The 12,199-nt window shown below is 62.7% G+C and carries 13 protein-coding genes; 7 read left to right on the top strand and 6 right to left on the bottom strand.

Going from position 1 to position 12,199, the window contains the following annotated elements; translation table 11 throughout:
* Nucleotide 1 precedes the first annotated feature (1 nt).
* Nucleotides 2–703, bottom strand: coding sequence for a 4'-phosphopantetheinyl transferase family protein (locus ACNQP3_RS22520; protein ID WP_264316480.1), 702 nt, complete (start codon nucleotides 701–703; stop codon nucleotides 2–4).
* A 74-nt stretch (nucleotides 704–777) separates the two neighbouring features.
* On the bottom strand, nucleotides 778–1,569 hold the full coding sequence (locus ACNQP3_RS22515; protein WP_060492644.1) for a dienelactone hydrolase family protein: 792 nt from the start codon (nucleotides 1,567–1,569) through the stop codon (nucleotides 778–780).
* A gap of 130 nt (nucleotides 1,570–1,699) precedes the next feature.
* On the opposite strand from ACNQP3_RS22515, the gene ACNQP3_RS22510 reads away from it, so the two are divergent.
* The 4 genes from ACNQP3_RS22510 to ACNQP3_RS22495 all read left to right on the top strand — a co-directional run bounded on the left by ACNQP3_RS22510 (nucleotide 1,700) and on the right by ACNQP3_RS22495 (nucleotide 6,097).
* A complete protein-coding gene (locus ACNQP3_RS22510; protein ID WP_012273796.1) occupies nucleotides 1,700–2,305 on the top strand; it encodes an outer membrane protein in 606 nt (201 codons plus the stop codon).
* Nucleotides 2,306–2,435: 130 nt separating this feature from the next.
* The gene (locus ACNQP3_RS22505) at nucleotides 2,436–3,113 is read left to right on the top strand and encodes a response regulator (protein ID WP_060492645.1); all 678 of its coding nucleotides are present in this window, start codon (nucleotides 2,436–2,438) and stop codon (nucleotides 3,111–3,113) included.
* A complete protein-coding gene (locus ACNQP3_RS22500; RefSeq protein ID WP_012273794.1) occupies nucleotides 3,110–4,456 on the top strand; it encodes an ATP-binding protein in 1,347 nt (448 codons plus the stop codon). The genes ACNQP3_RS22505 and ACNQP3_RS22500 overlap by 4 nt, the downstream gene beginning before the upstream one ends.
* Nucleotides 4,457–4,774: 318 nt before the next feature.
* Nucleotides 4,775–6,097, top strand: coding sequence for a dicarboxylate/amino acid:cation symporter (locus ACNQP3_RS22495; protein ID WP_012273793.1), 1,323 nt, complete (start codon nucleotides 4,775–4,777; stop codon nucleotides 6,095–6,097).
* Nucleotides 6,098–6,160: 63 nt separating this feature from the next.
* On the opposite strand, the gene tsaA is transcribed toward ACNQP3_RS22495, so the two are convergent.
* The 4 genes from tsaA to ACNQP3_RS22475 all read right to left on the bottom strand — a co-directional run bounded on the left by tsaA (nucleotide 6,161) and on the right by ACNQP3_RS22475 (nucleotide 8,656).
* Nucleotides 6,161–6,853: a tRNA (N6-threonylcarbamoyladenosine(37)-N6)-methyltransferase TrmO gene (tsaA, locus tag ACNQP3_RS22490; protein ID WP_012273792.1), complete on the bottom strand. Its 693-nt coding sequence runs from the start codon at nucleotides 6,851–6,853 to the stop codon at nucleotides 6,161–6,163.
* Between the two features lie 6 nt (nucleotides 6,854–6,859).
* Nucleotides 6,860–7,321: a DUF1456 family protein gene (locus ACNQP3_RS22485; RefSeq protein ID WP_264316479.1), complete on the bottom strand. Its 462-nt coding sequence runs from the start codon at nucleotides 7,319–7,321 to the stop codon at nucleotides 6,860–6,862.
* A gap of 49 nt (nucleotides 7,322–7,370) precedes the next feature.
* A complete protein-coding gene (locus ACNQP3_RS22480) occupies nucleotides 7,371–8,081 on the bottom strand; it encodes an rRNA pseudouridine synthase (protein WP_012273790.1) in 711 nt (236 codons plus the stop codon).
* A 107-nt stretch (nucleotides 8,082–8,188) separates the two neighbouring features.
* Nucleotides 8,189–8,656, bottom strand: coding sequence for a GNAT family N-acetyltransferase (locus ACNQP3_RS22475; protein WP_264316478.1), 468 nt, complete (start codon nucleotides 8,654–8,656; stop codon nucleotides 8,189–8,191).
* A gap of 198 nt (nucleotides 8,657–8,854) precedes the next feature.
* Here ACNQP3_RS22475 and ACNQP3_RS22470 point away from each other — a divergent pair, with 198 nt between their 5' ends.
* From ACNQP3_RS22470 to ACNQP3_RS22460, 3 genes are all read left to right on the top strand, one after another.
* Nucleotides 8,855–9,517 (top strand): hypothetical protein, encoded by a 663-nt coding sequence (locus tag ACNQP3_RS22470; protein WP_375774546.1) that lies wholly within the window; start codon nucleotides 8,855–8,857, stop codon nucleotides 9,515–9,517.
* A gap of 84 nt (nucleotides 9,518–9,601) precedes the next feature.
* Nucleotides 9,602–10,447, top strand: a complete 846-nt coding sequence (locus tag ACNQP3_RS22465; protein WP_012273787.1) for a DUF6502 family protein — start codon at nucleotides 9,602–9,604, stop codon at nucleotides 10,445–10,447.
* Complete coding sequence (locus ACNQP3_RS22460) at nucleotides 10,444–12,195, top strand: DUF5666 domain-containing protein (RefSeq protein ID WP_264316477.1); 1,752 nt, start codon at nucleotides 10,444–10,446, stop codon at nucleotides 12,193–12,195. The genes ACNQP3_RS22465 and ACNQP3_RS22460 overlap by 4 nt, the downstream gene beginning before the upstream one ends.
* The last annotated feature ends 4 nt before the right edge of the window (nucleotides 12,196–12,199 follow it).

The following is a 12,199-nucleotide window of genomic DNA, read 5'->3' as shown; positions in this document are numbered from 1 at the left end:
GTCAGACGCTGACCAGGCTCAGCAAGTGGCCGTCCTGCAGGCAGAACTGGCCCTGAAGCTCAGCGCCGTGCCGCCATTGCGGCGACAGGTCGGTGAGCAGACGCAGGCGCGCCAGGCCTTCGGCGGACCAGTCGAGTACTTCGGCGTGCTCGAAGTAGAAGCGCTGGTGGGTCAGCGGGTAGAGGGTCTTGAACAGGCTTTCCTTCAACGAGAAGGTCAGGGTTACCGTCAGGCCGAGCTGGTGGCTGTCCAGGCGCTCCAGCTCGGCCGCGGTGAGAATTTCGCCCATCAGCCGCTCGGCACGCTCGTCATCGAGCAGGGCTTCCTGATCCAGCCCAAGGCCTTGGCAACTGCCTTCGGCGGCGACCACTGCGGCGGCCCAGCCCTGGCCATGGGTGATCGAACCGTGAATGCCGGCTGGCCAGATGGGCGAGCGGTCCTCATGGGTAGCCGGTACGTAGTCGCGGCCGTCCAGGCGCTGCAGCGCGGCGCGGGCACATACGCGACCGGCCAGGTACTCGGCCTGGCGCTTGGCCACCGAGCGTTGCAGGCTGGCACTTGGCACGATGCCGGCGCGCTGGAAATCGTCGGGTGCCAGGCGGGTAGGGTCGAACGTGCAACTGACCAGCACCGCGCCGGGCAGCGGGCGGGGCAAGGGCCAGTGGTGCTGGAGTGGGGCGCAGCAGGCTGGGAGAGTGTTCATGGCGCTATTGTGCCAGCCGCAGCGGCGGTGTGGGAGGTGGGATTGCTGGGGCCGCAAGCGGCCCGCGACAATCTTTATTTGAATACCTTCTTGAAGAACGCCTGCATATCCGCCCAGGAGCTTTCGTCCGCCGCCTTGTTATAGCCAATGTCGGGCCCACCATGGTCGCCATGGCTCAGCCGGTCAGCATCGGGGTTGGTAAACCCGTGCTTGGCGCCTTCAATGCTGACGAACTGGTAGTTGGCCTTCGCAGCATCCATCTCGGCCTTGAACGCCTCAACCTGCTGCGGCGTGACCATGCTGTCCGCCGCACCATGCTCGACCAGGATATCGGCCCGCACCACGCCAGGTTTTGCCGGGGTCTGGGTGGCCAGGGCGCCATGAAAGCTCACCACACCGTCCAGTTTTTCGCCGCGCCGCGCGGCATCGAGGACCACCTTGCCACCGAAGCAATAGCCGACAGCACCCAGCTCATGCTTGTTGGTGTTCGGTTGCAGCTTCAAAAGCTCGAGGCCGGCGTCGAAGCGCCTGGCTGCCGCTGCCGGGTCTTTCATCGCTTCGGCCATGAACGCCTGGGCGTCCTGCGGGTGCTCGGTGTGCTTGCCGTCGCCATACATATCGATGGCCAGCGCGTTGTAGCCCAGTGCTGCCAGGTCGCGGGCACGGCGCTTGGCGTAGTCGTTCAGCCCCCACCATTCATGCACCACGACGATGCCGGGGCGCTTGCCCTCGACGGCATCATCGTAGGCGTAATAGCCGACCAGGCGGTTGCCGTCGGCATCCTGGTAGGGGATTTCGCGGGTTTGTACCGCCGCTTGGGCGAGGACGGCGCTGCACATCAGGGTCAAGGCCAGCAGGGCACGCATGGGTCACTACTCCTTGTTCTGCAATCGGTTCGTTCAGCCGGGGTTCAGCCAGGGTTCAGTCGCGGTTCAGGGTGCCCTGCTTACTCTAGCTTCCAGACCGAAACAGCGCACCCAACTAGAGTATCCAGCCATGAAAACCTTCAATACCCTGCTTGCCGCCATGGCCGTCTGCGCCGCTGGCATCACCTCCGCCCAGGCCGCAGACGATAACTTCGCCAGCCTGACCTACGGCCAGACCAGCGACAAAGTTCGCAAATCCGGCCTGCTGCAGCGCAACACCGACCACCTCAACGCCGACGGTATCATTGGCAAGGACAACACCTGGGGTGTGCGTGTGGGCAAGATCAACGACCAAGGCCGCTACTACATGACCTATGACAATGTCTCGGGCGACCACAGCGGCCTGAAATTGCGCCAGGAAAACCTGCTGGGCAGCTATGACCTGTTCCTGCCGGTGGGCGATACCACCAAACTGTTCGGCGGTGGCAGCCTGGGCATGACCAAGCTCAGCCAGGAGTCGCCAGGCGCCAGCCGCGATACCGACTACGGTTATGCCTACGGCCTGCAGGCCGGCGTGATTCAGGACATCACCGACAAGGCCTCGGTCGAACTGGGCTACCGTTACCTGCGCACCAATGCTGCAACCGAAGTGGGTGCGCATGGCGGGCCGAAGGACGGCACTCTGCGCCTGACCAGCAGCGCGCAGACCTATCTGGCAGCAAGCTACAAGTTCTGATCGGCGAGCCGCGTTATCCTGTACCGGCCCGTTCGCAGCACAAGGCTGCTCCTGCAGGGGTGATGTTTCTGCAGGAGCAGCCTTGTGCTGCGAAGAGGCCGGTATAGGCAATACACACAAGGAGCTGCACATGAAACTGCTGGTGGTCGAGGACGAAGCCCTGCTTCGCCATCACCTCTACACCCGCCTGGGCGAAAGTGGCCATGTGGTCGAAGCCGTTGCCGACGCCGAGGAGGCGCTGTACCAGGCTGGGCAATACCACTTCGACCTGGCCATCGTCGACCTGGGCCTGCCTGGTATCAGTGGACTGGAGCTGATCACGCGCCTGCGCAGCCAGGACAAGACCTTCCCCATTCTTATCCTTACCGCTCGAGGCAACTGGCAGGACAAGGTCGAAGGCCTGGCCGCCGGTGCCGACGACTACCTGGTCAAGCCGTTTCAGTTCGAAGAGCTCGAAGCGCGGCTCAATGCCCTGTTGCGCCGCTCCAGTGGCTTTACCCAGTCAACCATTGCCGCAGGCCCCTTGGTGCTCGACCTCAACCGCAAGCAGGCCACCCTCGACGAACAGCCTTTGGCACTGACCGCCTACGAATACCGCATTCTCGAATACCTCATGCGCCATCATCAGCAGGTAGTGGCCAAGGACCGACTGATGGAGCAGCTGTACCCTGGGGATGAGGAGCGCGACCCCAATGTCATAGAAGTGCTGGTTGGCCGCCTGCGCCGCAAGCTTGAAGGCGCGCACGGCTTCAAACCCATCGACACGGTGCGTGGCCTGGGCTATCTGTTCACCGAGCGCTGCCGATGATCCGCTCGCTGCGGGTGCGCCTGATGCTGGCTGCCGCAGTGTTGGCACTGCTGTTCATGCTGGCACTGCTGCCGGCCTTGCAAAAGGCCTTCAGCCTGGCCCTGCAGGAATCGATCGAGCAGCGCCTGGCTTCGGATGTGACCACGTTGATTTCCGCTGCGCGTATCGAACATGGGCAGTTGCAGATGCCTGCGTTGCTCCCGGACGAGCGCTATAACCTGCCGTACACCGGGCTGCTTGGCTATATTTTCGACCGTGATGGCAACCTGGTCTGGCAGTCGCGTGCCACCGCTGACCGGCACATCAACTACCGCCCGCGCTATGACGGGCGCGGCAACGAGTTCGCCCGCATTCACCAGTCCGACGGCGAAGAGTTCTTCGTGTACGACGTCGAGATCAAGCTGCTGGGTGGTCAGAGCGCCGCTTACAGCATTGTCGCCCTGCAACCGCTTAGTGAGTACAAGGCTACCCTCAATGGCCTGCGCGAAAAGCTCTACCTGGGGTTCGGCGCTGCATTGCTGGCGCTCATGGTGCTGCTGTGGGCTGGCCTGACCTGGGGCCTGCGCTCGTTGCGCCGGCTAAGCCATGAGCTGGACGAGGTGGAATCGGGCGTGCGCGAGGGCCTGAGCGGCGAGCACCCTCGCGAGCTGCTGCGCCTGACCCGCTCGCTCAACCGCCTGTTGCGCAGTGAGCGTGAGCAACGCACGCGCTACCGTGACTCGCTGGATGACCTGGCGCACAGCCTGAAGACGCCGCTGGCAGTGCTGCAGGGCGTGGGTGAAAGCCTGCAGCAACGCAGCGGCGAGCGCGAGCAGGCGCGGGTGCTGCAAAGCCAGATCGAGCGCATGAGCCAGCAGATCGACTACCAACTGCAACGTGCCAGCCTGCGCAAGAGTGGCCTGGTACGCCACAGCGTGAGGTTGCGGCCGCTGCTCGACAGCCTGTGCAGCACCTTGGCCAAGGTTTACCGGGATAAACGGGTGAGCGTGGTGCTGGCGTTGCCCGATGCGGCGCAGGTGCCGATGGAGCAGGGTGCGTTGCTGGAAATGCTCGGCAACCTGCTGGAAAACGCCTACCGGCTGAGTCTGGGCCAGGTGCGGGTGAGCCTGGAGCAGACGCCAGGGCAGTTGACCTTGTGCATCGAGGACGATGGGCCGGGGGTGCCCGCCGACCAGCGTGAGCGTATTCTCGAGCGCGGGGAGCGGCTGGACAGCCAGCACCCGGGGCAGGGCATCGGGTTGGCGGTGGTCAAGGATATCGTCGACAGCTATGACGCCGAGCTGAGCCTGGGGGATTCGCCTTTGGGCGGCGCGGCGTTCAGGATCACCTTCAATCTCGATTGATTTCGCTGGCCTCCCACCAAGGGCGGCCCAGCAAGGGCGGATTTCCGCCAGCCCCCCCTGTACAAATCCCGCCATCGGGCGGAAATCCGCCAGCCTTCCTCCGCCAAATCGCCCTGTCGTTGGGCATTTATCCCTAGCAAATACGGCCCTTGCACCCTTCGTGGGCATTTTGGCACCACCCTTGCTATTGAACTTCGCAGAGGCCTGCCCAGGCAGCTCGAACACAACGACAAATCCCTCCAAGTGCAGGAGGGTTAGCGATTCAGGTGCCCCACCACCCTGGGAAGGGTGAACCGGCACACTTGAGGAAAATGAGCCATGACGACACGTCAGCCGCTGTACAAATCCCTGTATGTCCAGGTGATCATTGCCATCACCATCGGCATCCTGCTCGGCCACTACTACCCGGAAACGGGCGTCGCCCTCAAACCCCTGGGTGACGGCTTCGTCAAGTTGATCAAGATGGTCATCGCCCCGATCATCTTCTGTACCGTGGTCAGCGGCATCGCCGGCATGCAGAGTATGAAGTCGGTCGGCAAGACTGGCGGCTACGCGCTGCTGTATTTCGAAATCGTCTCCACCATCGCCCTGATCATCGGCCTCGTCGTCGTCAACGTGGTCAAGCCCGGCGCTGGCATGCACATCGACGTCAGCACCCTGAATGCCAGCAGCGTGGCTGCCTATGCCGCCGCCGGCGCGCAGCAGACCACCGTCGGCTTCCTGCTCAACGTCATCCCCAACACCGTGGTCGGCGCCTTCGCCAACGGCGACATCCTGCAAGTGCTGATGTTCTCGGTGCTGTTCGGCTTCGCCCTGCACCGCCTGGGCAGCTACGGCAAGCCGTTGCTGGACATGATCGACCGCTTCGCCCATGTCATGTTCAACATCATCAACATGATCATGAAGCTTGCCCCGATCGGCGCCTTCGGTGCCATGGCCTTCACCATCGGCCAGTACGGCGTTGGCTCGCTGGTGCAGCTGGGCTACCTGATGGCCTGCTTCTACATCACCTGCCTGCTGTTCGTGCTGGTGGTGCTGGGCGGTATCTGCCGTGCCCACGGTTTCAGCGTACTCAAGCTGATCCGCTACATCCGTGAAGAACTGCTGATCGTACTGGGTACTTCGTCCTCGGAGTCGGCCCTGCCACGCATGCTGGCCAAGATGGAGCGCCTGGGCGCGAAGAAGTCGGTGGTGGGCCTGGTCATCCCGACCGGTTACTCGTTCAACCTGGACGGTACCTCGATCTACCTGACCATGGCTGCGGTGTTCATCGCTCAGGCGACCGACACCACCATGGACATCACTCACCAGATCACCCTGCTGCTGGTGCTGTTGGTAGCTTCCAAAGGTGCTGCCGGCGTTACCGGTTCGGGCTTCATCGTCCTGGCCGCAACCCTGTCGGCCGTTGGCCACCTGCCGGTTGCCGGCCTGGCGCTGATCCTCGGCATCGACCGCTTCATGTCCGAAGCCCGCGCCCTGACCAACCTGGTGGGCAACGCCGTTGCTACCGTGGTAGTGGCCAAGTGGGTCAAGGAAATGGACAACGACAAGCTGGCTTCGGAACTGGCTTCCGGTGGTGCGCCGCTGGTCGATGCGCGTCCGACCGACGACCTGGGTGTGGCCGAAGGCCCGGCTCGCTGATCGCGCTGCGGTAAAACGAAAAAGGCGACCCCAGGGTCGCCTTTTTCATGCGCGGTCTTCGCGTCAGGCCAGCACAACCTCCAGCACCCGGATCGAGTCCGGCTGCGGGTAATGCCACCTCACCTGCACGTCCCAGAACCTCACCCCGTAAACCCGCTCGGCCGGAGGTACCTGATAAGCCGGCCGTGGGTCCTGCGCCAGGCATTGCTCGATCAGCTCCACCAGCGGCTCGCCCAGGCGCAAGGCATGCTCGCGGGCCTGGGGCAGGGCGTTGTCGGCCCACTGCACGGCAATTGCCACAGGCGCTGCATTGGCCATCTGGTTGCTGGCGCCAGCGATGCTGTCGGCGTAGGGCACATAGGGTTTGATGTCCAGCACCGGCGTGCCGTCGAGCAAGTCGATGCCTGACAGCAGCAGGCGCCCGGGCTCCACGCCCTCCAGGCGCACCACCGACTGGCCGATACCATTGGGCCGGTGGGTGGCGCGGGTAGCGAACACCCCCATGCTTTTGTTGCCGCCCAGGCGCGGTGGCCGCACCTTCAGGCGCGGCTTGTCCTCCAGGGCCTGGTGGAACAGAAATAGCAACCAGACATGGCTGACCTGCTCCAGGCCCTCGACCGCATCACCCTGGTCGAACGGTGGCAGCAGTTCGAGTACACCACGCGCGGCAGGCGCCAGCTGGGGTTGGCGCGGGATGGCGAACTTCTCCTTGAAACAGGAGCGGACGATGCCGACCGGGGCAACCGTATGCTGCATGGCCACTCAGCCGCGCACGCGCAGGGTCAGGCCCTTCAGGAAGTTGCGCAGCAACTGGTCGCCGCAAGGGCGGTAGTTATCGTGGCCAGCCTTGCGGAACAGTGCGCTGAGCTCAGGCTTGCTGACCGGGAAGTTGACCGACTTGAGGATCGCGTGCAGGTCCTCTTCCTTGAGCTCGAAGGCCACCCGCAGTTTTTTGAGGATCTGGTTATTGGTCACCGGCAGCTCGACCGGCTGCTGCGGGCGGCTGTCGTCCTTGCCACGGCGGTGTATTACCAGGCCGTCGAGAAAGTGCGCCATCACCCGTTCAGGGCAGCGCACGAAGCCTTCCTCTTCTTCTTTTTTCAGGTAGGTGGCCAGCACCAGCGGGTTCACTTCGAGGCTAGAGAGGCCGATGATCTCGGCCATCTTGGCGTCGTTCACCTTGAGCATGTAGCGCAGGCTGCGCAGGACGTCGTTGTGGTTCATTGCTGCAGAATCCTGTTCAGGTGCCGCGCGTTCCAGCGCGGCGCATTGCTTAGAAACGTTCGGTAGTGGCCAGGTAGCGCCATTGGCCCAAAGGCAGCTTGCCCATGGACACGCCACCCAGGCGAATGCGGCGCATGCTTATGAGCTCGAGGCGCAGGTAGGCGCAAAGCTCGGAAATCTGCCCTGGTTGTGGGTTTTTCAACACCATGCGCAGGTGGGTCTCGTTCTGCCAACTGGCCTTGGCCTTGGGCAGCTCGCGGTCATTGCGCGTGGCCCCGCGCGCCAGGCGCTCCAGCGCCTGAGGCGTGGTCTCGCCGCGCACTTCAACGATGAATTCCTGCTCCAGGCGACGCAGGTCCGCCTCGACTTTGCGGGTTACCCGCCAGTCCTGGGTGAACACCTGCAGGCCGCTGGCCCCACGCTCCAGCGGTGCCACGCAGTCCTGCCGGGCAAAATGCCCGTGCAGGGCGCGCACGCCTTCGCGGTGGGCTTCGCTGAGGCTAGCCATGTTCATGCTGGCACGAGCGGTTTCGCTGTCCACGCCGGCCGGCTGATTCAGCAGCAGGGTCACTGGCTCCAGGGTTTCGGCACGGGCGCCCGGCAGCAGCTCGACGCGCTGCTGTTCGACTTTGAACTGCGGCTGCTCGACCACCACGCCATCGACAGTAACCCAGCCTCCTTCAATGTACTGCTCGGCCTCGCGGCGGGAGCAGCCGAGCTGCTCGATGAGGCGTTTGGACAGGCGGACGGGTTCGGACATGGGGCAATTCGCAAGGCAGGGAAAGACCTCCATTGTACCTGCCCGTGCGCGATTGATGATGGGAATCTGTGTCAGATGCGCCATTTTGGATACTTGGCGCGGCACATTCAGGCGCCGCCACAAGGTGCGCTTCGCACCAACCTCATGTGCAGCAGAGGGTAGGGCTGGCCCAAGCCATCGGTTTGCGAACGGCCGATGACTTCAAATCCTTCATGCAGGTAGAAGCCCAGCGCTTGCGGGTTTTGTTCGTTGACGTCCAGGCACTCGGCATTCAGTTCGTTGATGGCATAGCGCAGCAGGCGCTTGCCAACACCTTGGCCACGGTGGGTAGGTGCGACGAACAGCATGTCCACCCGCCCGTTGGCGACCCCGGCGAAACCGCAGATCCGTTGTCGGTCCTTGCAGCAAATCAGCATCACTGCGTCGAGGTAGCGGCGCAGCACGTGTTCGCGCAGCAGCAGGATGTAGCTCTCTGGCAGGAAGTCGTGGGTGGCGCGTACCGAATCCTCCCATACCTGTACCAATTCGCTGTAGTCGCACAAGCGCGGGGTTTGCAGCGTCAGTAGCGCAGGCATGCCGGTATTCCTCCGTGACGGTAGGGAAAACATAGCAGGCCAACCACCGGTCGGCTGGTTCGCGCAGCGCTTGAAGCTCGGGGTATGGAGGTCTATTAATTAAACGTGGGAAAAAATCCCACGCAAAGAAAAGAAAAAACCGAAAGCAGAATTCCTGACTGATTTGGCGTTCTCGTGGCGAAGACCTGGAGACGGACTATGCAAATCCACCTGCTGTTCAAGAAGGCTTTACTCGCGGCTGCCGTAGCGGGCGTGCTGTCGACATCCATTGTCTTGATCCCTGATTCGATTACTCATGGCTCCAGTGCCTACGCCAAAGACGGCGGTGGTGGCGGTGGTGGCCACGGCGGTGGCGGTGGCCATGGAGGTGGCGGCGGAAGCGGTGGTGGCGGTGGCCATGGAGGTGGCGGCGGAAGCGGCGGTGGCGGTGGCCATGGAGGTGGCGGCGGAAGCGGCGGCGGTGGCCACGGTGGTGGCGGTGGAAGTGGCAGTGGCGGCGGCCACGGCAGTGGAGGCGACGGCGGCGGCCATGCCGGCAACGGCAACAGTGGCAGCGGCCATGATGGCCAGGGCCACGACGGCAACTCGAACTCTGGGCGCAGCAGCAGTCATGCTGAAGCAGGTGACGATCATGGCAATCACGTGGGTGGTGAGCCCGGTGATGATCACGGCAACCACGTTGGCGGTGAGCCCGGTGACGATCATGGCAACCATGTTGGCGGTGAGCCCGGGGATGATCATGGCAATCATGTCGGCGGCGAGCCTGGCGATGATCACGGCAATCATGTTGGTGGTGAACCTGGCGATGATCACGGCAACCATGTGGGTGGCGAACCGGGTGATGACAACAGCAGAAGCTGATTGGCGCTGATTCGAAGCGGCCCGTACAAAACCCAGCGGACGGGTTTTGTATGAGCAGGATTCATATGTCAAGGAATGCGCTCAATGCAATCGCCCGCCTTACCCCCCTCGATGTTAAGCGCGCTGCGGCGTGTCATGCGCCCTTTGGTGCGTTTGATGCTACGCAAGGGGGTGACCTACACGATGTTCGCCGACCTGCTCAAGGAAGTGTTCGTCGAGGTTGCGCATCGCGAGTTTCGTCTGAACGACACCGCACCAAGTGACAGCCGCATCAGCCTGCTTACAGGCGTACATCGTAAGGATGTTCGACGGCTGCGCAGCGAGGGCGATACGGTGCTTGCGGCCCTGCCCGCGAATATCACGCTAGGCGCACAGCTGGTCAGCGTCTGGACTACCACTGCGCCATTCTGTTCCGTACCTGGTCAGGCACTGGCGCTGCCGAGGCTGGCCAGCGTGGGGGGGGATTGCTCATTTGATGCCCTGGTGGCCAAGGTCAGCACCGATATCCGCGGCCGGGTGGTGCTGGATGAATGGTTGCGCCTGGGTGTGGTGCGGCTCGACGAGCAGGATTGCGTTCACCTGCAAGCTCAGGCATTCGTGCCGCAAAAGGGCTTTGATGAAAAAGCCGCCTACTTCGGCCACAACCTGCATGACCATGCCTGCGCAGCAGTGCACAACCTCAGTGACGACGGCCAACCATTTTTTGAACGTAGCGTGCACTACGACGCCCTGAGCCTGGCAAGTGTCGAGCATGTGCGTGAGGTGGTCGCCAAGGATGGCATGCAGACGCTGCTTGCCTTCAGCCACCTTGCAGCCGAGCTGGAAAGCGTCGATGAGCCCAGTGCCGAGCAACGCCAGCGCATCACTGTCGGGCTTTATTTCTACACTGAAGCTACCGATCCCGATTCGTCGAAGACACCCGGCCCATGACTCTTCTTGCGCGCTGCCTCAGTGCTGTCACGTTCGCCCTGGTTTTCGGGTTGAACCTGATAGCGCCTGCCGAGGTGGTTGCGGCGCCGGTGTGTGTCAGCCGGGACGAGGTGGGTATGGCCGGTGCTGCAGGTATGCAGTTTCCCGGCGGCGTGGGCGGTACCGGGGCCAGGGCGGGTGGTGTCGGTGGTACCGGCGCGCCACTCCAGCAACGCCCCGGTGGCACGGGTGGTACTGGGGCGGTGGCGGAAGGTGTGGACGGTACCTACTTCGATCACAGCCACGGTGGGGTAGGCGGTACCGGTGCGCCGATCCAGCGCCCGGGCGGTACGGGCGGCACAGGTATTGTCGGCACTATCACCGGGTTCGCCTCGATCTGCGTCAATGGCATGGAGGTGCACTATGGCAAGGACGTACCGGTGAGTGAAAACGGGGCGCCTGCCAGCAGTGGTCACCTGGCGATCGGGCAAGTGGTGGCGGTGGAGGCGTTCGCCACCCAGCGTGGTCTGCAAGCAGGGCGCATTTCGATCCTCAACGTCTTCGAAGGGCCGCTAACGGCGCTGCCCAATGCCTCGGCCCCCCTGCGAGTCATGGGCCAACCTGTGCGGCTTGCCGCTGGCGCGCGGGTGGCTGAAGGGCTGCGCCCGGGCGAGCCCGTGAGGGTCAGCGGCCTGCGTGATGCCCGGGGCGAAGTGGTGGCGACCCGTATCGAACGGGCTCCGGGGTTGAGGGAGGCCAGCGCCATCGGTGCGGTAGATCGTGCTGGCAACCTTCAGGGGTTGAAGCTGGGTACCCGTGTGGCACCTGCACGGGAAGTGCTGGTGCGCGGCCAGTGGACCGGGCGCCAGCTGGAAGTGGCGCAAACCCGCCCCGACCCGAGCCTGCCTTTTGCTGGCCGAGTCCAGCAGGCAGTGGTCGAAGGTTTGGTGCAGCGCACTCAGGCACGGCAACTGGTGGTTGCAGGCATCAATGTGACGTTGGGGCAAGGCACTGTAATTGTTGGCAGGCAGCCTGCGACGTTGGCGCTTGATCAACGTGTGCGGGTAAGCGGGGTACTCAGTGGTACTCACGAGTTGCGGGCAACCCGTGTGGAGTTCCAGGGAGACCGTATCGACAATCCGGACAGAAGCCATTCGGGGCACGATGGCGAGCAGGAAAGGAGCAGCTCCGGCGGCTCCAGCAACAGTGATCATGGCGCAAGCGATGCGACCAGCGTGCGCAATGAAGCCAGTGATGATCACCGTGGGCGCAGTGCCGTTGACGACTCCAGTGGCCATGGCAGCGGGGGTGGCGTGGAAAAATCTGGAAAGTCGGAACACCTCGACGCTGTGGAGCAGGCCGAGCGGAGTAACAGCGGAAGTTCTGATCGGGTGGAAAAGGTCGAAGTCGAAAAGGTCGAGAAGGTCGATAAGGGCGAAAAGGTCGAAAAGCCTGAGAAGGTAGAGAAGGTAGAGAAGGTAGAGAAGGTAGAGAAAGTAGAGAAGGTAGAGAAGGTAGAGAAAGTAGAGAAGGTAGAGAAAGTAGAGAAGGTAGAGAAAGTAGAGAAAGTAGAGAAAGTAGAGAAAGTAGAAAAGGTAGAGAAAGTCGAAAAGCCTGAAAAAGTTGAGAAGGTTGAGAAAGTAGAAAGAGTCGAAAAGGTAGAGAAAGTTGAGCTGCCGGAGAAAGTAGAAAAAATCGAGAAAGTCGAAAAGCCGGAAAAGGTCGAGACTGCCGAAAAAGTCGAGCATCCAGAGCGATCCGGGCGTTAGCCAA

Source organism: Pseudomonas sp. LFS074 (genome assembly GCF_047978165.1).
In the GTDB taxonomy this organism is placed as follows: Bacteria; Pseudomonadota; Gammaproteobacteria; order Pseudomonadales; family Pseudomonadaceae; genus Aquipseudomonas; species Aquipseudomonas putida_P.
This window is presented reverse-complemented; position numbering and strand designations above follow the sequence as displayed.

Coding starts and splice junctions, on each gene's coding strand:
- ACNQP3_RS22470 (WP_375774546.1), top strand. CDS start 8,855: ATGCAAATCCACCTGCTGTTCAAGAAGGCTTTACTCGCGGCTGCCGTA.
- tsaA (WP_012273792.1), bottom strand. CDS start 6,853: ATGCAGCATACGGTTGCCCCGGTCGGCATCGTCCGCTCCTGTTTCAAG.
- ACNQP3_RS22495 (WP_012273793.1), top strand. CDS start 4,775: ATGACGACACGTCAGCCGCTGTACAAATCCCTGTATGTCCAGGTGATC.
- ACNQP3_RS22500 (WP_012273794.1), top strand. CDS start 3,110: ATGATCCGCTCGCTGCGGGTGCGCCTGATGCTGGCTGCCGCAGTGTTG.
- ACNQP3_RS22465 (WP_012273787.1), top strand. CDS start 9,602: ATGCAATCGCCCGCCTTACCCCCCTCGATGTTAAGCGCGCTGCGGCGT.
- ACNQP3_RS22510 (WP_012273796.1), top strand. CDS start 1,700: ATGAAAACCTTCAATACCCTGCTTGCCGCCATGGCCGTCTGCGCCGCT.
- ACNQP3_RS22480 (WP_012273790.1), bottom strand. CDS start 8,081: ATGTCCGAACCCGTCCGCCTGTCCAAACGCCTCATCGAGCAGCTCGGC.
- ACNQP3_RS22460 (WP_264316477.1), top strand. CDS start 10,444: ATGACTCTTCTTGCGCGCTGCCTCAGTGCTGTCACGTTCGCCCTGGTT.
- ACNQP3_RS22515 (WP_060492644.1), bottom strand. CDS start 1,569: ATGCGTGCCCTGCTGGCCTTGACCCTGATGTGCAGCGCCGTCCTCGCC.
- ACNQP3_RS22505 (WP_060492645.1), top strand. CDS start 2,436: ATGAAACTGCTGGTGGTCGAGGACGAAGCCCTGCTTCGCCATCACCTC.
- ACNQP3_RS22520 (WP_264316480.1), bottom strand. CDS start 703: ATGAACACTCTCCCAGCCTGCTGCGCCCCACTCCAGCACCACTGGCCC.
- ACNQP3_RS22485 (WP_264316479.1), bottom strand. CDS start 7,321: ATGAACCACAACGACGTCCTGCGCAGCCTGCGCTACATGCTCAAGGTG.
- ACNQP3_RS22475 (WP_264316478.1), bottom strand. CDS start 8,656: ATGCCTGCGCTACTGACGCTGCAAACCCCGCGCTTGTGCGACTACAGC.